The 19,570-nt window shown below is 72.0% G+C and carries 19 protein-coding genes, 1 tRNA gene and 1 pseudogene; 15 read left to right on the forward strand and 6 right to left on the reverse strand.

Going from position 1 to position 19,570, the window contains the following annotated elements:
• Positions 1-647 (reverse strand): annotated as a pseudogene (locus ACFWB8_RS33780) (hypothetical protein); the annotation flags it as partial.
• 149 nt (positions 648-796) lie between these two features.
• On the opposite strand from ACFWB8_RS33780, the gene ACFWB8_RS33785 reads away from it, so the two are divergent.
• Both ACFWB8_RS33785 and ACFWB8_RS33790 read left to right on the forward strand, forming a co-directional pair.
• A complete protein-coding gene (locus ACFWB8_RS33785; protein ID WP_385236032.1) occupies positions 797-1,306 on the forward strand; it encodes an SRPBCC family protein in 510 nt (169 codons plus the stop codon).
• A gap of 38 nt (positions 1,307-1,344) precedes the next feature.
• A tRNA-Val gene (locus ACFWB8_RS33790) sits at positions 1,345-1,416 on the forward strand.
• Between the two features lie 94 nt (positions 1,417-1,510).
• Here the strand turns inward: ACFWB8_RS33790 and ACFWB8_RS33795 are convergent.
• A complete protein-coding gene (locus ACFWB8_RS33795) occupies positions 1,511-2,236 on the reverse strand; it encodes a 3'-5' exonuclease (protein WP_385236035.1) in 726 nt (241 codons plus the stop codon).
• 222 nt (positions 2,237-2,458) lie between these two features.
• On the opposite strand from ACFWB8_RS33795, the gene ACFWB8_RS33800 reads away from it, so the two are divergent.
• Both ACFWB8_RS33800 and ACFWB8_RS33805 read left to right on the forward strand, forming a co-directional pair.
• Positions 2,459-3,049, forward strand: a complete 591-nt coding sequence (locus tag ACFWB8_RS33800; protein WP_385236038.1) for a DUF4365 domain-containing protein — start codon at positions 2,459-2,461, stop codon at positions 3,047-3,049.
• Positions 3,049-4,266 carry a hypothetical protein gene (locus tag ACFWB8_RS33805; RefSeq protein WP_385236041.1) on the forward strand — a complete coding sequence of 406 codons (1,218 nt, stop codon included), beginning with the start codon at positions 3,049-3,051 and terminating at the stop codon, positions 4,264-4,266. The genes ACFWB8_RS33800 and ACFWB8_RS33805 overlap by 1 nt, the downstream gene beginning before the upstream one ends.
• Here the strand turns inward: ACFWB8_RS33805 and ACFWB8_RS33810 are convergent.
• On the reverse strand, positions 4,263-4,763 hold the full coding sequence (locus ACFWB8_RS33810; protein ID WP_385236044.1) for a GNAT family N-acetyltransferase: 501 nt from the start codon (positions 4,761-4,763) through the stop codon (positions 4,263-4,265). The two genes, ACFWB8_RS33805 and ACFWB8_RS33810, sit on opposite strands and share 4 nt — an antisense overlap.
• A 155-nt stretch (positions 4,764-4,918) precedes the next feature.
• On the opposite strand from ACFWB8_RS33810, the gene thrS reads away from it, so the two are divergent.
• Positions 4,919-6,895 (forward strand): threonine--tRNA ligase, encoded by a 1,977-nt coding sequence (thrS, locus tag ACFWB8_RS33815; protein WP_385236047.1) that lies wholly within the window; start codon positions 4,919-4,921, stop codon positions 6,893-6,895.
• A 71-nt stretch (positions 6,896-6,966) separates the two neighbouring features.
• Entirely contained in the window at positions 6,967-7,527 is a 561-nt protein-coding gene (locus ACFWB8_RS33820) for an HIT family protein (protein WP_385236050.1), read from the forward strand.
• A gap of 80 nt (positions 7,528-7,607) precedes the next feature.
• Here the strand turns inward: ACFWB8_RS33820 and ACFWB8_RS33825 are convergent, their stop codons facing one another.
• From ACFWB8_RS33825 to ACFWB8_RS33835, 3 genes are all read right to left on the reverse strand, one after another.
• A complete protein-coding gene (locus ACFWB8_RS33825; protein ID WP_385236053.1) occupies positions 7,608-8,006 on the reverse strand; it encodes a DUF1992 domain-containing protein in 399 nt (132 codons plus the stop codon).
• A gap of 45 nt (positions 8,007-8,051) precedes the next feature.
• On the reverse strand, positions 8,052-9,707 hold the full coding sequence (locus ACFWB8_RS33830) for a hypothetical protein (protein WP_385236056.1): 1,656 nt from the start codon (positions 9,705-9,707) through the stop codon (positions 8,052-8,054).
• A 131-nt stretch (positions 9,708-9,838) separates the two neighbouring features.
• Positions 9,839-12,052, reverse strand: coding sequence for an elongation factor G-like protein EF-G2 (locus ACFWB8_RS33835; RefSeq protein ID WP_385236059.1), 2,214 nt, complete (start codon positions 12,050-12,052; stop codon positions 9,839-9,841).
• A gap of 293 nt (positions 12,053-12,345) precedes the next feature.
• Between ACFWB8_RS33835 and pgsA the strand changes: the two genes are divergently transcribed.
• The 9 genes from pgsA (at position 12,346) to ruvA (ending at position 19,541) form a co-directional block, all read left to right on the forward strand.
• Positions 12,346-13,089 (forward strand): phosphatidylinositol phosphate synthase, encoded by a 744-nt coding sequence (gene pgsA, locus ACFWB8_RS33840; protein WP_385236062.1) that lies wholly within the window; start codon positions 12,346-12,348, stop codon positions 13,087-13,089.
• Entirely contained in the window at positions 13,089-13,994 is a 906-nt protein-coding gene (locus ACFWB8_RS33845; RefSeq protein WP_385236065.1) for a phosphatidylinositol mannoside acyltransferase, read from the forward strand. The genes pgsA and ACFWB8_RS33845 overlap by 1 nt, the downstream gene beginning before the upstream one ends.
• Entirely contained in the window at positions 13,991-15,157 is a 1,167-nt protein-coding gene (locus ACFWB8_RS33850) for a glycosyltransferase family 4 protein (RefSeq protein WP_385236068.1), read from the forward strand. Before ACFWB8_RS33845 ends, ACFWB8_RS33850 begins: the two co-directional genes overlap by 4 nt.
• Positions 15,158-15,227: 70 nt before the next feature.
• The gene (locus ACFWB8_RS33855; RefSeq protein WP_385236071.1) at positions 15,228-15,770 is read left to right on the forward strand and encodes a hypothetical protein; all 543 of its coding nucleotides are present in this window, start codon (positions 15,228-15,230) and stop codon (positions 15,768-15,770) included.
• A gap of 124 nt (positions 15,771-15,894) precedes the next feature.
• Positions 15,895-16,812 carry a pyridoxal 5'-phosphate synthase lyase subunit PdxS gene (gene pdxS / locus ACFWB8_RS33860; protein ID WP_030010552.1) on the forward strand — a complete coding sequence of 306 codons (918 nt, stop codon included), beginning with the start codon at positions 15,895-15,897 and terminating at the stop codon, positions 16,810-16,812.
• Between the two features lie 6 nt (positions 16,813-16,818).
• Positions 16,819-17,412 (forward strand): pyridoxal 5'-phosphate synthase glutaminase subunit PdxT, encoded by a 594-nt coding sequence (gene pdxT, locus ACFWB8_RS33865; RefSeq protein WP_385236074.1) that lies wholly within the window; start codon positions 16,819-16,821, stop codon positions 17,410-17,412.
• Between the two features lie 57 nt (positions 17,413-17,469).
• Positions 17,470-18,222: a YebC/PmpR family DNA-binding transcriptional regulator gene (locus tag ACFWB8_RS33870; protein ID WP_385236077.1), complete on the forward strand. Its 753-nt coding sequence runs from the start codon at positions 17,470-17,472 to the stop codon at positions 18,220-18,222.
• A 156-nt stretch (positions 18,223-18,378) separates the two neighbouring features.
• Positions 18,379-18,909 carry a crossover junction endodeoxyribonuclease RuvC gene (gene ruvC, locus ACFWB8_RS33875; protein WP_385236080.1) on the forward strand — a complete coding sequence of 177 codons (531 nt, stop codon included), beginning with the start codon at positions 18,379-18,381 and terminating at the stop codon, positions 18,907-18,909.
• Positions 18,906-19,541 (forward strand): Holliday junction branch migration protein RuvA, encoded by a 636-nt coding sequence (gene ruvA, locus ACFWB8_RS33880; RefSeq protein WP_385236083.1) that lies wholly within the window; start codon positions 18,906-18,908, stop codon positions 19,539-19,541. The genes ruvC and ruvA overlap by 4 nt, the downstream gene beginning before the upstream one ends.
• Positions 19,542-19,570 lie beyond the last annotated feature (29 nt).

The raw sequence follows: 19,570 nt of genomic DNA on the forward strand, positions 1-19,570 counted from the left end.
GCCAGGGCCGCGTCCAGCGCGGCCGTCGCCAGCAGCGCCCAGCCGATCCCCACCGGACCCGCCGCCGCGGCCAGCGCGGCCAGCGGCAGCGGGAGCTGCGCCGTCAGCAGCGCCGCCGGCAGCGGGAGCCGCAGCCCCGGCAGCGCCAGCCCGTACCCGGCCCACACCGCGGCCAGCACGGCGGCCGCGCCCGCCGCGTACGCCGTGCCGTCGGTGCCGGGCTCGGCGACCACGTACAGCGCGTACGCGTCCAGCACCGTCAGCAGCAGTCCGACGGCCGCCACCGACTCGGCGGTCGAGCGCAGCGTGCGGCGCAGCAGGAACCAGGGCGTGCCCAGCGCCGTCGCCGTCACCGCGGCCAGCACCGCCGAGCGCCCGGCGATGCCCAGGGACCCCCAGCTGACCAGGGTGAACGCCAGCGCGGCCACGGCCAGCAGCACCGCGCCCAGGGCCAGCAGCACGTTCTGCGCACCGGGCGCCGAGGCCTCCTTGGCCGGGCCCGGAACTCCCGGGGGCGCCCAGAGCGGCGCGGGCCCGCTCAACAGCCACTGCCGGCGGGCGAGCAAGAACGTCCGGCGGGCGTCGAGTTGAACCAGTTCGCGGTCGATGAGCGCCAGCTCCTCGGCCGGCGGCAGGGGCGTTTCCATGGTGCGCAGTGTGGCGCCCGTCACGCCGTCAGGACATGGGTGCGCGTACTCATCTCGCGTACTCATCTCCTGTACTCATCCCGCGCTGAGTACGCACGGAAAAGGGGGAGTCGGGGGTGCGCGGCCGCCCCGCGCGGCAGACTGGCGCCATGGACCGGACCCGACGGGAGCGCTGGACCCGCTACCGCTTCCGCAGCGTGTGGGACCTCGACGCCCCGGCCGCGCGGGTCTACGCCGCGCTGGAGCGCCCCGAGGAGTACCCCCGCTGGTGGCCGCAGATCCGCGGGGACGGCGCCACCGGCCCGGGGGACGGGCGCAGCAGCAGCGGCGCGCTCATCCGCTCCGCCCTGCCGTTCACCCTGTGCGTGACGGCCGCCGAACTGCTCCGCGACCCCGCCCGGGGAGTCCTGGAGGTGGCGCTGCACGGCGATCTCGACGGCTGGGCACGGTGGACCGTACGGCCGCGCGTCGGACCGGGAGGGCGCGGCGGGCCTCGGACGCGCGCGCTCTACGAGCAGGAGGTCGAGGTGCGCAGGCCGCTGATGCGGTGGCTCGCGCTCCCCGGCCGGCCGGCCTTCCGGCTCAACCACGCCGTGATGATGCGGGCCGGGCGGCGCGGACTCGCGGCCCATCTGGGGGCCGGGCCACAAGCGGTTTGAACCAGCCCCAAGGCTTCTGTATTGTTCAGTCCGTTCCCGGGCGATTAGCTCAGCGGGAGAGCACTTCGTTCACACCGAAGGGGTCACTGGTTCGATCCCAGTATCGCCCACCGGGACAGGCCGGTCCGTCTGCTGACGGACCGGCCTTCCGCATTTCCCGGCCCGTGGCCCCGTCCGGCCCGTGGCCCCGTCCGGACGGCCGGCTCACGCCGCCGTCGACAACCCCGGTCGCAGCGGCCAGTGCGGATCCACCGGCTCCGGGGTGCCCTGTCGCGCGAACCACGCCTGGAGCCCGCGCGCCTGGGCGGCGTGCCACACCTGCTGCAGGGTGTGCAGTTCGGCCGGCGTCAGCCGCTCCAGGCGGCCCGCGAACCGCCGCCCCACCGCCCGTACGAGCTCCAGCGAGGCCAGCGCGTCCGCCCCGGCGTCGTGCGCCGCGTCCAGCTCTATCCCGTAGTGCGCGCACAGGTCCGTCAGCGTCCGGCGGCCCTTGCGGTACCGGTCCAGATGCTTGTCCAGCACCCGCGGATCCAGCACCGTCAGCGGGCGGTTGTCCAGGTACCGGGCCAGCGAGGACGCCCGGTGCCGGCGCAACTCCCGGTCCAGCAGGGTCAGGTCGAACGGCGCGTTCATCACCACCACCGGCCGCCCCGCGGTCTGCTGCTCGCCCAGCGCGCGGGCTATCTCCTCCACGACCGGCGCCGGCCAACGTCCGTTGCGCTGGAGGTGCTCATCGGTCAGACCGTGTACTTCCGTGGCTCCCGGGGGCACCGGGATGCCGGGATTGACCAGCCAGCGCGTGGCGCGGACCCGGCCGCCCGCGCACTCCTGCACGATGAGCGCGGCGGACACGATCCGGTCCTCCTCCACGTCCACCCCGGTCGTCTCCGTGTCGAATGCGGCCAGCGGGCCCTCGTACCAGCGTGTCATGGCGAACTCCTCGTCCCCGGTCGGCAGATGGGAGGCACCCGGGCGCCGCCGCCTCGGAACGTGCCACCCTTGCCCGAATCGGTGATACCCGGGCTGTTTGCCCCGTACGCCGTTTGCGGGCACCCGGCTGCGGAGACAACTTCCCTGGGGGGCCGTACACATGACCGGTCGTCACCCCGCCCATCACCCACGGCAGAGCCCGCAAGGCATGGGGAGCCGGCCATGGCGCTCGCGCAGCCCGAACCGGGCGGGGTGCCGGCGTTGCAGATCGATCCGCGGACCGACGCGCGGACCGGACCGCTGCGCGGCACACTCGCCACCACCGCCTGCATGGAGACCCTTCAGGTGGGATACCTGCACGCCGTCGCCGCCGCGGCCGGCTGCTCCCTCTCCCAGCCCTTTCCGGACAACGGCATCGACTGGCACGTCAGTCACGGCGCGCCCGAGCACGTCGTGGACGACGAGGTCACCATCAAGGTGCAGCTGAAGGCCACCTACCAGATACCGCCCAGACCGTCCGGCGCCACCTTCGGCTTCACCCTCGACAACGAGCACCTGGTGAAGCTGGCCCGCACGCCGGTCGCCGTCCACAAGATCCTCGTCGTGATGCTCGTACCGCGGGAGCGCGAGCAGTGGATCGGCGCCGGGCACGACCGGCTCGACCTGCGGCACTGCTGCTACTGGACCAATCTCGCCGGGCACCCCGTGACCGGCCGGCGCCGGACCACCGTACGGATACCCACCGCGCGGATCTTCGACGACCGGGCGCTGTGCGAGATCATGACCCGGGTCGGGTCGGGAGGGACACCTTGATGAACTGGCACTCACCGCACCTGGAACCTGTGTCGTCCCCGGAGTCCGACTCGGGAACCCCGGACCCCGCGCAGGTCGATCCGGCGGTGCTGGGCGCGCTCCTGCGCCGGCACGGCTGGCTGCGGCGCGGCGGAGCCGTCGGCCGGTACGGGCGCTGGACCCCGCCCACCGGCCACCCGGCGGGCAGCGGCGGCACCAGCCTGCTCGTCCCCGAGAGCCGCACCTTCCCCGACTGCGCCGACCTGCTGGAGGAGGCGCTGACCGCGCTCTCGCGCAGCGCGCTGCCGTCGGCGCGGGAGGTGCTGTACGGACTGAGCGTGCCGAGCGACGAGGTCCGATGGGAGCGGCAGATCCCCGAAGGGGCGTACGCGCTCCAGGGCGAGGCCGACTGGACGGTGCAGGAACAGCTGCGCTCGGCAGCCCGCCAACTGCTGCTGGCGGGGGCGCTCGCCGACCGGGCGCGGGCCGGCTACCACGGTGCGCGCCACCGCGGCCAGGCCGAACGGGCGCTGGACGGGGTCCTGGTGGGGCCGGCCCCCGGCGGGCGGCGGCTGACCGCGTACGTCCCGGTGGGCGGGGGGCGCGGGACCGTGACGCGGCTGCACCACGCCCTGCACGCGGCCCGCGAGGCCGTGGACTACCAGCGGGCCACGGGCGGCATGGAGGCCTTCGACGCCGCGGTGGAGGCCGGGGTCAGCCGGGAGCTGGCCGACGCGCTGATCGCGCTGGTCCGGGGGTCGGAGGGAGCCCGGGTCGCGCTGGCCTGGGCGCCGGCGGCCGGGGTCCCGGCGGGATGTGCGGCGCGGCCCGAGCCGGTGGAGTTCTCGCCCGGGGACCTGCCGGTGCTGCGGGATGCCGCCGCCCGGTACACGCGGGCCGAGCCGTCGGTCCCGGTGCGGGTGGCGGGGGCGGTGGTCCGGATGCGGCGCTCGGCGCCGGGCGGCGGGGGCACGGTGCGGCTGCGGGTGCTGGCCGGGGCGGAGATCCCGTACATCCGGGCGGTGCTCGACGAGGAGTCGTACCGGGTGGCGGGACACGCTCACCTGGTGGGGCTGCCGATCCGGGTCAGCGGCCGGCTCCAGCGGCGCGGCGGCTTCCGGCGGCTCGCCGACGCCACGGACGTGACCCCGGTCCCGCTGGACGAGGTGGAACGCGACCGGCTGATGAAGTCCCTCGACGAGGCCTTCGACGAGGGCGTGCTGCCGTCCGACGACTAGGCCGTCCAGGGTGCGGCGGCGCGCGCCCGCAGGGGGTGACGCGTGAAGGCGGCCATGACCAGGCCCGGGACGGGGGAGAAGTCCGCGCCGCGGATGAAGCCCAGGCGTTCGTACAGGGTCACCGCGGGGGCGTTGTCCGCGCCGGTCGTGACGGTGACGGAGCGGTTCGGGAAGGCCTCGGACAGCAGGTGGCCCATCAGCAGCGAGCCGACGCCCCGGCGGAACCAGGCCGGGTCCACGCAGAGCCGGTCGACGGACACGGAGCCGTCGGCCGCCTCCTTCCAGGCGAGGTAGCCGGCGATCTCGCCCTCCGCGGACACGGCGGCGAGCCAGACGAGCGGCCGCTCCCGCATCTGCTCGAGGCTCTCGCGCAGGTGCGGGATGTCGAAGCCGATGAGCTCCGCCTCCACGGCGTACGCGGCCCGGCCGATCCGGTGCACGGCCGCGGCGGTGGCATCGTCGGTCAGGTCCAGCGGGCTGACGAGCACGCTCGGCATTCGGGTCCCTTCGGGTCATCGGTCGGACCATGCCCACGCTATCCGGGGCGCCCGTCAGTGCGGGGGCGGTAACCGTTTAGCGGCTCAGCCACTCCGATCGGTACGATTCAGGCGCGCAGTGTTCGCTCGCGCACCCCCTGAGTCAGGAGAGACCGGTGTCAGACGTCCGTGTGATCATCCAACGCGATTCCGAGCGGGACGAGCGCGTGGTGGCCACGGGCACTACGGCGGCGGAGCTCTTCGCCGGCGAGCGCACCATCGTCGCCGCGCGCATCGCAGGTGAGCTGAAGGACCTCGCGTACGAGGTGAAGGACGGCGAGACCGTCGAGCCGGTGGAGATCTCCTCCGAGGACGGCCTGAACATCCTGCGCCACTCGACCGCGCACGTCATGGCGCAGGCCGTGCAGGAGCTCTTCCCCGAGGCCAAGCTGGGCATCGGCCCGCCGGTCCGGGACGGCTTCTACTACGACTTCGACGTGGCGAAGCCCTTCACCCCCGATGACCTCAAGGTCATCGAGAAGAAGATGCAGGAGATCCAGAAGCGCGGCCAGCGCTTCTCCCGCCGCGTCGTCAGCGACGAGGCGGCCCGCGAGGAGCTCGCGGACGAGCCGTACAAGCTGGAGCTCATCGGCATCAAGGGCTCCGCGTCGACCGACGACGGCGCCAACGTCGAGGTGGGCGGCGGCGAGCTGACCATCTACGACAACCTGGACGCCAAGACCGGTGACCTGTGCTGGAAGGACCTCTGCCGCGGTCCCCACCTGCCCACCACCCGCAACATCCCGGCGTTCAAGCTCATGCGCAACGCCGCCGCCTACTGGCGCGGCAGCGAGAAGAACCCGATGCTCCAGCGCATCTACGGCACCGCGTGGCCCTCGAAGGAGGAGCTGAAGGCGCACCTCGACTTCCTCGCCGAGGCCGAGAAGCGCGACCACCGCAAGCTGGGCAACGAGCTGGACCTCTTCTCCATCCCGGACGAGATCGGCTCCGGCCTCGCCGTCTTCCACCCGCGCGGCGGCATCATCCGCCGGACCATGGAGGACTACTCGCGCCGCCGGCACGAGGAGGAGGGCTACGAGTTCGTCTACTCCCCGCACGCCACCAAGGGCGCGCTCTTCGAGAAGAGCGGTCACCTGGACTGGTACGCGGAGGGCATGTACCCCCCCATGCAGCTCGACGGTGGCACCGACTACTACCTCAAGCCCATGAACTGCCCGATGCACAACCTGATCTTCGACGCGCGCGGCCGCAGCTACCGCGAACTGCCGCTGCGGCTGTTCGAGTTCGGCACCGTGTACCGGTACGAGAAGTCCGGCGTCGTGCACGGCCTGACCCGCGCCCGGGGCTTCACCCAGGACGACGCGCACATCTACTGCACCCGTGAGCAGATGGCGGAGGAGCTCGACCGCACGCTCACCTTCGTGCTGAACCTGCTGCGCGACTACGGCCTGACCGACTTCTACCTGGAGCTGTCGACCAAGGACCCGGAGAAGTTCGTCGGCTCGGACGAGGTGTGGGAGGAGGCGACCGCCGTCCTCCAGCAGGTCGCCGAGAAGCAGGGGCTGCCCCTGACCCCGGACCCGGGCGGCGCGGCCTTCTACGGCCCGAAGATCTCGGTGCAGGCGCGGGACGCCATCGGCCGTACCTGGCAGATGTCGACCGTCCAGCTCGACTTCAACCTGCCGGAGCGCTTCGACCTCGAGTACACCGCGGCCGACGGCTCGCGCCAGCGCCCGGTCATGATCCACCGCGCGCTGTTCGGGTCGATCGAGCGGTTCTTCGCCGTGCTGCTGGAGCACTACGCGGGCGCCATGCCGCCGTGGCTGGCGCCGGTCCAGGCGGTCGGCATCCCGATCGGCGACGGGCACGTGGAGTACCTGCAGGAGTTCGCCGCCGAGGCGAAGAAGAAGGGCCTGCGGGTCGAGGTGGACGCCTCCTCCGACCGCATGCAGAAGAAGATCCGCAACCACCAGAAGCTCAAGGTCCCGTTCATGATCATCGTCGGTGACGAGGACATGGCCGCGGGCACCGTCTCCTTCCGCTACCGCGACGGTTCGCAGGAGAACGGCATCGCCAAGGACGAGGCGCTGGCCAAGCTGGCGAAGGTCGTCGCGGACCGCGTCCAGGTCTGATCCGTACGGCGTCGGCCCCCGGGAAGCGATCGCTTTCCGGGGGCCTTCCTCGTCCCCGCGGGCAAGGTCATATGCTGCTTGTCATGACGACTGAGCCGGAGCAGCAGATCGGTGTGGGCACGCAGGACGCGTTCCAGCGTCTGTGGACGCCCCACCGGATGGCCTATATCCAGGGCGAGAACAAGCCGACCGGCCCCGAGGCCGGGGACGGCTGTCCCTTCTGCGGGATTCCGGAGATGTCCGACCAGGACGGCCTGATCGTGGCCCGCGGCAAGCACGTCTACGCGGTGCTCAACCTCTACCCGTACAACGGCGGCCACCTCATGGTCGTCCCGTACCGGCACGTCGCCGACTACACCGAGCTCGACGCTCCCGAGACCGTCGAGCTCGCGGACCTCACCAAGCGGGCCATGGTGGCGCTGCGCAAGGCTTCGGGCGCGCACGGCTTCAACATCGGCATGAACCAGGGCGCCGCCGCCGGGGCCGGCATCGCCGCGCACCTGCACCAGCACATCGTCCCCCGCTGGGGCGGCGACACGAACTTCATGCCGGTCGTCGGGCACACCAAGGTGCTGCCGCAACTGCTCGCGGACACCCGGCAGATGCTCGCCGACGCCTGGCCCGTCGACTGAGACCGGGAACGGCGCGATGCGCAGAACCGCCCCGGTGCGTACGCACCGGGGCGGTTCTCGCGTCTCGGGTGACCCCGTTCCTACGCGCGGGCCTCGCGCCAGGTCCGCAGCACGTCCTCGACGTCGAACTCGGTGAGGTTCAGGGGCGGTCCCGGCGGCGGCATGCGCAGGGCCGCACGGATCTTCTCGTTGACCTCCGTGAGGATGGCCCGCACCTGGCGCTCGGAAGGGGCCGCGCGGGCCGCCTCCAGAGCGTCCTCGGCCTCCTTGCGCAGCGCGAGCGCCGGCGGGAGGGAGGAGAAGCCCTCGCGGTGCATCTTGCCCTTGATCCACCACAGCTCGTCGTAAGGGGCGTCGAGGGAGGCCAGCGGCTTGCCGAAGCCCGGCAGGCTCTCGAACTCGCCGCGGTCGGCGGATTCCCTGATCTGCCGGTCCACCCAGGACTCGAAGCTGACGCCCGGCGGCTTGCGCTCGGTCACGGTTCCTCCTCGTCGGTCGCCTGCGTTTCCAGCCTACCCACAGCGCTACGCGTCGTACGCGTCCGCCTTGCGCGGGGCCGCCTCCTGGACCATGCCGCTGACGATCATCGAGCGGTTGGTGAAGCGGTCCACGTCGGCGCCGTTCTCCTCCAGGACCCGCAGCGCGGCCGTGTGCACCGCCCGCAGGACCGGTGTGGCCGCGCGCATCGCGTCGTCCGCCATGAAGCGGTGCCGCCAGGGCTGGCCCGCCCACACGTGCCGGACGCCGAAGGGCTCCGGCAGGCCGAGCTTGCCCCCGAGGAAGTCGAGGATCGGCGGGTACCAGGTGAGCGGGGCCCGCACGGCGAGGCGTACGACCTCGTTCGCGTCCACCAGCGGCAGCGGGCGCTCCACGGTCTCCCAGAACCGGATGGACTTCGGGACCTCTACGACGGGCGGCTTCGACTTGGTCGTGAACAGGCCGTGCACCGGGCCCAGCGCGTGGCCGGTGACCTCCACGCGCAGGGTCTTGTAGAGCACGGTCACGGTCACCAGCATCGTGATGACGAGCTGGCCGTCCCAGAGCGGGTACTGGATGCCGAGGTAGTGCCGGTTGCCCGCGCTGAACTGCTGCTCGTTGCAGATCCGGGTGATCTCGTGCGGCTTGATCAGGAAGGTGTCCACGTCCGCGCCGGTGGGGCGGGCGACCTCCTTGGCGCCCTCCCCGACCGGGGTGACGATCCAGTGCTGGATCGAGGCGGGCGGGAAGCCGCCGGTGTGCAGGGGGCCGCGCTCCAGCTTGCGCAGCTGGGTGTCGATGGCCCGTATGACGTCCCAGCTGCGGAAGGGGTGGATCTCGGCGCCCTCCGCCTTGGGGACCAGCTCCTCGGCCATCTGCCAGCTGCCCCAGCGGGTGCCCATGCCGAGTATGCCCTTGGGGCCGGCGTAGAAGACGGAGTTGCTGCGGTCCTCGGCGGTGAGCTTGGCCAGGGAGTGGCGCAGGTCCTCGCGGGCCTTCTCGTCGGGGTTGCCAGGCACCGCCTCGGGGATCTTGGCGGCGACTCCGCCACCCGAGAGCAGGCCGTCCCAGCGTGAGCGCATGTCCTCGGCCGTGGCCTCGCAGAGCCGCCGGGCCAGCGCCCAGCCGATGGCCGGAGCGATGATCATGCCGCGCAGGTAGAGGCCGAGGAGACCGGTCAGCGGCAGCCGGAACATCAGTACGGCGACCAGGACGGCGACGCCGACGAGGAGCAGGGTGCCCATCCAGGAGGCGCGCTTGCCCTCGCCGGAGGACAGCATCTTGCGGACCTGGAACAGGCCGAGCCACAGCAGCAGGCCGGGCAGGAAGAGCACTCCGCAGACCAGCATGATCAGCCGGAGCTTGCCGTCGCGCTCCTTGCGGATGCGGGAGGCGGCCAGGCAGTGCTCGACGACGGTCTGCGGGTCGGCGCCGAAGGACTGGATGAGCGGCTTGCGGCCGGCGCCGAGGGTGCGGGCCTCGACGGCACGGCAGAAGGCCTCACCGAGGTTGGGTTCGAAGAGGGAGATCTTGCCCGGCTTGACCGTCGATTCGTGGTACTCGTTGTTGGCCTCGAGTATGGAGGCCAGCGGACCGTCGCGGTACGCGGCCGACGCGAGGGCGTTGGTCGCCGCGGTCTGGCCGCCGCCGCCCTGGAGAGGAATCTGCGCCCCGGGCCTGAAGTCGAATCCGTCGTCCGCCACCGCTGCCCCCATCGCTGTGCGTTCGTGCTCTTTGTCGCGCCGACGAGCCTATCGGCGGATCTCTCCCCATGGTCATGGGACAGGGAAATGCCGCCCACCGCAAGCGGGTTGGGTGGGCGGCCCCTGTGATGCTATGTCAGTTGCCGCCCCTTCTCCTCCCGTTCGCGCAGCTTGTCCGCGATCTGCGGCGGCATCGGCTCGTGGCGGGCGTACACGCGGCTGAACAGTCCGGTGCCGTGCGAGACGGAGCGCAGCTCGACCGCGTACCGGCCGATCTCGATCTCCGGGATCTCCGCCCGCACCCGGGTGCGGCCGGGGCCGGCCTGATCGGAGCCGACGACGCGGCCGCGGCGGCCGGCCAGGTCGCTCATGACGGCGCCCACGTACTCGTCGGGCACGAGGACGGCCAGCTCGGCGACCGGTTCGAGGAGGTGGATGGCGGCCTCGGCGGCGGCCTCGCGCAGGGCCAGGGCGCCGGCGGTCTGGAAGGCGGCGTCGGAGGAGTCCACCGAGTGCGCCTTCCCGTCGAGCAGCGTGATGCGTACGTCGACCAGCGGATAGCCGGCCGCGACCCCGCGGGCGGCCTGGGTGCGTACGCCCTTCTCGACGGACGGGATGAACTGGCGCGGGACGGCCCCGCCGACCACCTTGTCCACGAACTCGATGCCGCTGCCGGCCGGGAGCGGCTCGACCTCGATCTCGCAGATGGCGAACTGGCCGTGGCCGCCCGACTGTTTGACGTGCCGGCCGCGCCCGGCGGCCTTGGCGCCGAAGGTCTCGCGCAGGCTCACCTTGTGCGGGACGGCGTCGACCTGGACCCCGTAGCGGGTGCGCAGCCGTTCGAGGGCGAGGTCCTGGTGGGCCTCGCCCAGGCACCACAGGACGACCTGGTGGGTGTGCGGGTTCTGCTCCAGGCGCATCGTGGGGTCCTCGGCCACGAGGCGGGCCAGGCCCTGGGAGAGCTTGTCCTCGTCGGCCTTGCTGTGGGCCTCGATGGCGAGGGGGAGCAGCGGGTCGGGCATGGACCAGGCCTCCATGAGGAGGGGCCCGTCCTTGGCGGAGAGGGTGTCGCCGGTCTCGGCGCGGGTGAGTTTGGCGACGCAGGCCAGGTCGCCGGCGATGCACCGGTCGAGGCTGCGCTGCTGCTTGCCGAAGGGGGAGGTGAGGGTGCCGATGCGTTCGTCGAGATCGTGGTCCTCGTGCCCGCGGTCGGCGAGGCCGTGCCCGCTGACGTGGACGGTCTCGTCGGGGTGCAGGGTCCCGGAGAAGACGCGGACGAGGGAGACGCGGCCGACGTAGGGATCGGAGGAGGTCTTGACGACCTCGGCGACGAGCGGGCCGTCCGGGTCGCAGGTGACGGCGGGGCGTTCGGCGCCGTCGGGGGTGGTGACGGTGACGGGGGCGCGCTCCAGGGGGGTGGGGAATCCGCCGGTGATCAGTTCCAGGAGTTCGACGGTGCCCAGGCCCTGGCGGGCGCCTTCGGCGGCGGGGGCGGCCATCAGGACGGGGTGGAAGGTGCCGCGGGCCACGGCCCGCTCCAGGTCGTCGACGAGGGTCTTGAGGTCGATGTCCTCGCCGCCGAGGTAGCGGTCCATGAGGGTCTCGTCCTCGCTCTCGGCGATGATCCCCTCGATCAGGCGGGCGCGCGCGGCGGTGATCAGGGCCAGCTCGGCGGGGTCCGGGTCGCGTTCCACGCGGGCGCCGGAGGTGTAGTCGTAGACGCGCTGGGAGAGCAGGCCCAGCAGGCCGGCGACGGGGGCGTGGCCGTCGGGGGCGGTGGGTCCGTGCAGGGGGAGGTAGAGCGGGATGACGGCGTCGGGGTCGTCGGCGCCGAAGGTCTCGCCGCAGACGCCCGCCATCTGGGCATAGTCGGCGCGGGCGGCCTCCAGATGGGTGACGACGATGGCGCGCGGCATGCCGACGGCCGCGCATTCGTCCCAGACCATGCGGGTGGCGCCGGAGAGCCCGTCGCCGTCCTCGGCGGCCGAGATGACGAAGAGGGCCGCGTCCGCGGCGCGCAGACCGGCCCTGAGGTCACCGACGAAGTCGGCGTATCCGGGGGTGTCCAGGAGGTTGATCTTGATTCCGGTCCATTCGACCGGGACGAGGGAGAGCTGCACGGAGCGCTGGCGCCGGTGCTCGATCTCGTCGTAGTCGGAGACGGTCGCGCCGTCCTCGACGCGCCCGGCGCGATTGACGGCGCCGGAGGTCAGGGCCAAGGCCTCGACCAGGGTGGTCTTGCCGGATCCGCTGTGGCCGACCAGCACGACGTTGCGTACGGACGAAGGGCGGTCGGCCGTCAGTGCCCTGCCGGCGGCCCCGGCTTGGTGTGATGTGGCTCCCATGATGTTCGTGCCTCCCGGCTGTGGCGGTGAGGAGGGTGGTTCCCGAGGGTTCCTGCGAAGAGTCCCTTGCGGAAGGAAATGGGGTTCTTCGAGCTTTGCACTGCCGTCACACCGCGTCCATACGTCGTACCCGGGCCGGCCGCTGCGGACCGCTTCCGGACATCGCGGACGCGTGCAGGGGCTCGCCTGGCGCGAACCGGTGGGTGCGCGGCGCCGACGGGGCGGGGCGCTGGCTACGATGGGCCAGCCGGTGGCCGTGTGGCCGTGCGGCCCTGCGACCCTCCGGGAAGGCCATGCTGAACAAGTACGCGCGTGCATTCTTCACGCGTGTTCTCACGCCATTCGCCGCTTTTCTGCTCCGGCGGGGGGTGAGCCCGGACGCGGTCACGTTGATCGGCACGGCCGGAGTGGTGGCGGGAGCACTGGTCTTCTTCCCCAGGGGCGAGTTCTTCTGGGGCACCATCACCATCACCCTCTTCGTCTTCTCCGATCTGGTGGACGGGAACATGGCCCGCCAGGCCGGCGTCTCCAGCCGGTGGGGCGCTTTCCTCGACTCCACCCTCGACCGGGTGGCGGACGCGGCGATCTTCGGCGGGCTCGCGCTCTGGTACGCGGGCTCCGGGAACGACAACGTGCTGTGCGCGGTGGCGATCTTCTGCCTGGCCAGCGGCCAGGTGGTCTCGTACACCAAGGCGCGCGGTGAGTCGATCGGCCTGCCGGTGGCCGTCAACGGGCTCATCGAGCGGGCCGAGCGGCTGGTGATCTCGCTGGTCGCGGCCGGTCTGTCCGGGCTGGAGACCTTCGGGGTCCCCTCCTGGATCGGGGTCCTGCTGCCGATCGCGCTGTGGGTCGTGGCGGCGGGCTCGCTCGTCACGCTGATCCAGCGGGTGGTCACCGTACGACGTGAGGCGGCGGAGGCCGACGCGGCAGCAGTGACGGAGACGGCGACGGATACCGCGACGGGCACGGCGACGGATACCGCCACGGGCCCGGCGGCCTCGTCGGCCGACGCTCCCTCCGAGGGCGGCGCGGCCTGATGGGCAAGGCGCGGGACAGGCTGGTCGACGGGCTGTACGGACTCGGCTGGGCCGGGGTCAAGAAGCTCCCGGAGCCCGCGGCCGTGGCCCTCGGCCGGCGGATCGCCGACTACGCGTGGAAGCGCCGCGGCAAGAGCGTGCTGCGGCTCGAGTCGAATCTGGCCCGGGTCGTGCCCGGGGCCGGCCCGGAGCGGCTGCGCGAGCTGTCCCGGGCGGGCATGCGCTCGTACATGCGGTACTGGATGGAATCCTTCCGGCTCCCGACGATGGCCAAGGAACGATTCGGCACCGACGTCCGGATCAATGACGACCACATCCTGCGCGAGGCGCTCGCCTCCGGACGCGGTGTCGTCGTGGCCCTCCCGCACCTGGCCAACTGGGACCTCGCCGGGGCCTGGGCCACCAGTCACATCGGCGTCCCCTTCACCACGGTCGCCGAGCGGCTCAAGCCCGAGACCCTCTTCGACCGCTTCGTGGCCTACCGGGAGAGCCTGGGCATGGAGGTGCTGCCGCACAACGGCGGCTCCGCCTTCGGCACCCTCGCGCGGCGGCTGCGCTCGGGCGGCCTGGTCTGCCTGGTCGCCGACCGGGACCTGTCGGCCTCCGGGGTGGAAGTGGACTTCTTCGGCTCGGCGGCGCGGATGCCGGCCGGGCCGGCGCTGCTGGCCCAGCAGACCGGGGCCGTGCTGCTGCCGGTCACGCTCTACTACGGCCCCACGCCGAAGCTGTACGGCCGGATCCACCCCGAGGTGGAGGTCCCGAAAACGGGTACCCGGGCCGAGAAGACGTCCGTCATGACCCAGGCCGTGGCCGACGCCTTCGCCACGGGCATCGCCGAGCACCCGGAGGACTGGCACATGCTCCAGCGGCTGTGGCTGGACGACCTGGAGGAGCGCGCGCAGTGAAGATCGGCATCGTGTGCCCGTACTCGTGGGACGTCCCGGGCGGCGTCCAGTTCCACATCCGGGACCTGGCGGAACACCTGATCCGCCAGGGTCACGAGGTGTCGGTGCTGGCCCCGGCCGACGACGAGACCCCGCTGCCGCCGTACGTGGTCTCCGCGGGGCGGGCGGTGCCGGTGCCGTACAACGGGTCCGTGGCCCGGCTGAACTTCGGGTTCCTGTCGGCGGCCCGGGTGCGGCGGTGGCTGCACGACGGGGTCTTCGACGTGATCCACATCCACGAGCCGACCTCGCCCTCGCTGGGGCTGCTGTGCTGCTGGGCGGCGCAGGGGCCGATCGTGGCCACCTTCCACACCTCGAACCCGCGCTCCCGGGCGATGATCGCGGCGTACCCGATCCTCCAGCCGGCGCTGGAGAAGATCAGCGCGCGGATCGCGGTGAGCGAGTACGCGCGGCGGACGCTGGTGGAGCACCTGGGCGGGGACGCGGTGGTCATCCCGAACGGGGTCGACGTCGAGTTCTTCGCCAAGGCCGAGCCGAACCCCGAGTGGACCGGGCAGACCCTCGGCTTCATCGGCCGCATCGACGAGCCGCGCAAGGGGCTGCCGGTGCTGATGGCGGCCTTCCCGAAGATCGTGGAGGCCTGCCCCGACGTACGCCTGCTGGTGGCCGGGCGCGGTGACGAGGAGGAGGCGGTGGCCTCGCTGCCCGCGGAGCTCCGCTCCCGGGTCGAGTTCCTCGGCATGGTCTCGGACGAGGACAAGGCGCGACTGCTGCGCAGCGTCGACGTGTACGTGGCCCCGAACACGGGCGGTGAGAGCTTCGGGATCATCCTCGTCGAGGCCCTCTCGGCGGGCGCCCCGGTGCTCGCCTCGGACCTGGACGCCTTCGCGCAGGTCCTGGACCAGGGCGGCGCGGGCGACCTCTTCACGAACGAGGACGCCGGCTCCCTGGCGGCTGCCGCGACCGTCCTGCTGCGCGACCCGGCCCGGCGCGCGGAGCTCAGCGAGCGCGGTTCGGCGCACGTACGCCGCTTCGACTGGTCGACGGTCGGCGCGGACATCCTCTCGGTCTACGAAACGGTGACGGACGGCGCGGCCGCGGTGGCCGCGGACGAACGCGTCCCGCTCCGCACCCGCTGGGGCTTCTCGCGGGACGCCTCGTAGCCCGCCTGGTTCACCGGCCGACGGTGGCCTCTGCACGGGGCTGCCGCCGGGGGCGGTAGTGTCGCCGCCCGTGATCGAAAACCTTGTGTGGATCGGCGTGGCGCTCGCCGTGGTCGGCGTCTACCTCAGCTGGACCGCCGGGCGGCTGGACCGGCTGCACTCGCGGATGGACGCCGCCCGCGCCGCGCTCGACGCGCAACTCGTGCGGCGGGCCTCCGTGGTGCTGGAGGTGGCCACCTCCGGGGTGTTGGACCCCGCGTCCTCGCTCGTGCTGTACGAGGCCGCCCACGCGGCCCGCCAGGCCGAGGAGGAGCACCGCGAGGTCGCGGAGAGCGAGCTGAGCCATGCCCTGCGCGCGGTGTTCGCCGACGTCGACCAGGTCGAGGTGCTCAAGGCCGCGCCCGGCGGGGCGGAGGCCACCGAGGAGCTGGCCGAGGCCGTGCGCCGGGTGCCCATGGCGCGGCGGTTCCACAACGACGCCGTACGGGCCGCCCGCGCCCTGCGCCGGCACCGGAAGGTCCGCTGGTTCCGGCTCGCCGGCCACGCCCCGTTCCCGCTCGCCTTCGAAATGGACGATGAGCCTCCGGTGGATCTCGCCGAGCGGCCGGTCTGAGCCGTACAGACCACTCTGACGCCCCGAAGAGGCCACCGGCTCATGATTGGCCCTTGCTGTGGACTGGTCGGTGGGGTTTCCTCAGCCGAGTAGTACCCGTCATTCCTTTCGAGTGAGGTCACCAGTGAGCACGCTTCCCACCTCCCCCCAGTCCGCTGAGTCGGCCATCGGCACCTCCCGCGTCAAGCGCGGCATGGCCGAGCAGCTCAAGGGCGGCGTGATCATGGACGTGGTCAACGCCGAGCAGGCGAAGATCGCCGAGGACGCCGGCGCCGTGGCCGTCATGGCCCTGGAGCGGGTGCCCGCCGACATCCGCAAGGACGGCGGCGTCGCCCGCATGTCCGACCCGAACATGATCGAAGAGATCATCGAGGCCGTCTCGATCCCGGTCATGGCCAAGTCCCGCATCGGGCACTTCGTCGAGGCCCAGGTCCTGCAGTCCCTCGGTGTCGACTACATCGACGAGTCCGAGGTCCTGACCCCGGCCGACGAGGTCAACCACTCCGACAAGTGGGCGTTCACCACCCCCTTCGTCTGTGGCGCCACCAACCTGGGCGAGGCCCTGCGCCGCATCGCCGAGGGCGCGGCCATGATCCGCTCCAAGGGCGAGGCCGGCACCGGCAACGTGGTCGAGGCCGTCCGCCACCTGCGCCAGATCAAGAACGAGATCGCCCGCCTGCGCGGCTACGACAACAACGAGCTGTTCGCCGCCGCCAAGGAGCTGCGCGCCCCGTACGAGCTCGTCAAGGAAGTCGCCGAGCTCGGCAAGCTCCCGGTCGTGCTGTTCTCCGCCGGTGGCGTGGCCACCCCGGCCGACGCCGCGCTGATGCGCCAGCTCGGCGCCGAGGGCGTCTTCGTCGGCTCCGGCATCTTCAAGTCGGGCGACCCGGCCAAGCGCGCCGCCGCCATCGTGAAGGCCACCACCTTCTACGACGACCCGAAGATCATCGCGGACGCCTCCCGCAACCTGGGCGAGGCCATGGTCGGCATCAACTGCGACACCCTCCCCGAGTCCGAGCGCTACGCCAACCGCGGCTGGTAATCGGTCATGACCAACACCCCCGTGATCGGAGTCCTGGCTCTCCAGGGCGATGTACGGGAGCACCTGATCGCCCTGGCCGCGGCGGACGCCGTGGCCAGGCCGGTCCGGCGTCCCGAGGAGCTCGCCGAGATCGACGCCCTGGTGATCCCGGGCGGCGAGTCCACGACGATGTCGAAGCTCGCCGTGCTGTTCGGCATGCTGGAGCCGCTGCGCGAGCGCGTACGGGCCGGAATGCCGGTCTACGGCACCTGCGCCGGCATGATCATGCTCGCCGACAAGCTCCTGGACGGCCGTGAGGACCAGGAGACGCTCGGCGGCATCGACATGATCGTCCGCCGGAACGCCTTCGGCCGCCAGAACGAATCCTTCGAAGCGAAGATTGATTTCTCGGGCATCGCGGGCGGCCCCGTCGAGGGCGTCTTCATCCGCGCCCCGTGGGTCGAGTCGGTCGGCGGCGCCGTCGAGGTGCTGGCCACGTACGACGGCCACACGGTCGCCGTGCGCCAGGGCAACGTCCTCGCCACCTCCTTCCACCCCGAGCTGACCGGCGACGACAGGGTCCACGCGTACTTCGTCGACATGGTGCGCGCGGGGCTCTGACGGGGTCCCGGTAGGATCTGAGGCGAACACTGTTGGTGACGCGAAGGAGACAGGCAGATGTCCGGCCACTCTAAATGGGCTACGACGAAGCACAAGAAGGCCGTGGTTGACGCCAAGCGCGGCAAGCTCTTCGCGAAGCTGATCAAGAACATCGAGGTCGCGGCCCGCATGGGCGGCGCCGACATCGAGGGCAACCCGACGCTCTTCGACGCCATCCAGAAGGCCAAGAAGAGCTCGGTCCCGAACAAGAACATCGACTCCGCGGTCAAGCGCGGCGGCGGCCTCGAGGCCGGCGGCGCCGACTACGAGACGATCATGTACGAGGGCTACGGTCCGAACGGCGTCGCGGTGCTCATCGAGTGCCTCACCGACAACCGCAACCGCGCCGCGTCCGACGTCCGCGTGGCCATGACCCGCAACGGCGGTTCGATGGCCGACCCGGGCTCGGTCTCGTACCTGTTCAACCGCAAGGGCGTCGTCATCCTGCCCAAGGGCGAGCTCTCCGAGGACGACGTCCTCGAGACGGTGCTCGAGGCCGGTGCCGAAGAGGTCAACGACCTCGGCGACAGCTTCGAGATCATCAGCGAGGCCACCGACATGGTCGCGGTCCGTACCGCGCTCCAGGAGGCGGGCATCGACTACGACTCGGCCGACTCCAACTTCCTGCCGACCATGCAGGTCGAGCTGGACGAAGAGGGCGCACGCAAGATCTTCAAGCTGATCGACGCGCTGGAGGACAGCGACGACGTGCAGAACGTCTTCGCCAACTTCGACGTCTCGGACGAGGTCATGGAGAAGGTCGACGCCTGACCGGCGCCACCGCACACCTTTCGACGGCGGGCCGACGGGGGACACACCCCGGCGGCCCGCCGTCGCTTTGTGCCGATGTCAGTGGGGCCGGATAGCCTGCACGGACTGGGGGTACCTCCCAGCGGTAGCTGGGGAAGTCGAACGGCAGGGGACAGGGTGCGAGTTCTCGGTGTGGACCCGGGGCTGACGCGATGCGGCATCGGCGTCGTCGAGGGCGTCGCCGGCCGTCCCCTCACCATGCTCGGGGTGGGTGTCGTACGGACGCCCGCGGACGCCGAGCTGGGCCACCGCCTCGTCGTCATCGAGCAGGGCATCGAGGAATGGCTCGATGCGCACCGGCCCGAAGTCGTCGCCGTGGAGCGGGTCTTCAGCCAGCACAATGTCAGCACCGTGATGGGCACGGCCCAGGCCAGTGCCGTCGCGATGCTGTGCGCGGCCCGGCGCGGGATACCGGTCGCCCTGCACACCCCCAGCGAGGTCAAGGCCGCCGTCACCGGCAGCGGCCGGGCCGAAAAGGCGCAGGTCGGCGCCATGGTCACCCGGCTGCTGCGGCTCGACGCGCCGCCGAAGCCCGCCGACGCCGCCGACGCCCTCGCACTTGCCATCTGCCACATCTGGCGGGCTCCCGCCCAGAACCGCCTCCAGCAGGCTGTGGCCCTGCACGCCTCGAAAGGCCGTACCCGATGATCGCCTTCGTCAGCGGCCCGGTCGCCGCGCTCGCCCCCACCCTGGCCGTCATCGAGGTCGGGGGAGTGGGCATGGCCGTGCAGTGCACGCCGAACACGATCGCCGGCCTGCGGATCGGGCAGGACGCGAAACTCGCCACCTCCCTGGTCGTACGGGAGGACTCGCTGACCCTGTACGGCTTCGCGGACGACGACGAACGCCAGGTCTTCGAGCTCCTCCAGACCGCCAGCGGGGTCGGGCCGCGGCTGGCCCAGGCGATGCTGGGGGTCCACAGCCCGGACGCGCTGCGGCTCGCGGTCTCGACGGGGGACGAGAAGTCCCTGACGGCGGTGCCCGGCATCGGCAAGAAGGGCGCGCAGAAGCTGCTGCTGGAGCTGAAGGACAAGCTGGGCGCTCCGCTGGGTTCCAGTGGCCTGGTGGGGGCGCAGCGCGGGGCGGTGGCCGCCGGGCCGGCGCCGTGGACCGAGCAGCTGTCGGCCGCGCTGATCGGCCTCGGCTACGCGTCGCGCGAGGCGGACGAGGCGGTGTCCGCCGTCACCCCGCAGGCTGAGGCCGCCATCGCCGCCGGAGGCTCGGCCCCGGTCCCCCAGCTCCTCCGCGCGGCCCTCCAGTCCCTGAACCGCTCCCGCTGACCCCGCGCCTCAAACGCCTGCGTTTGAGG

The sequence above is a fragment of the Streptomyces sp. NPDC060031 genome (genome assembly GCF_042736805.1).
Taxonomy (GTDB): Bacteria; Actinomycetota; Actinomycetes; order Streptomycetales; family Streptomycetaceae; genus Streptomyces.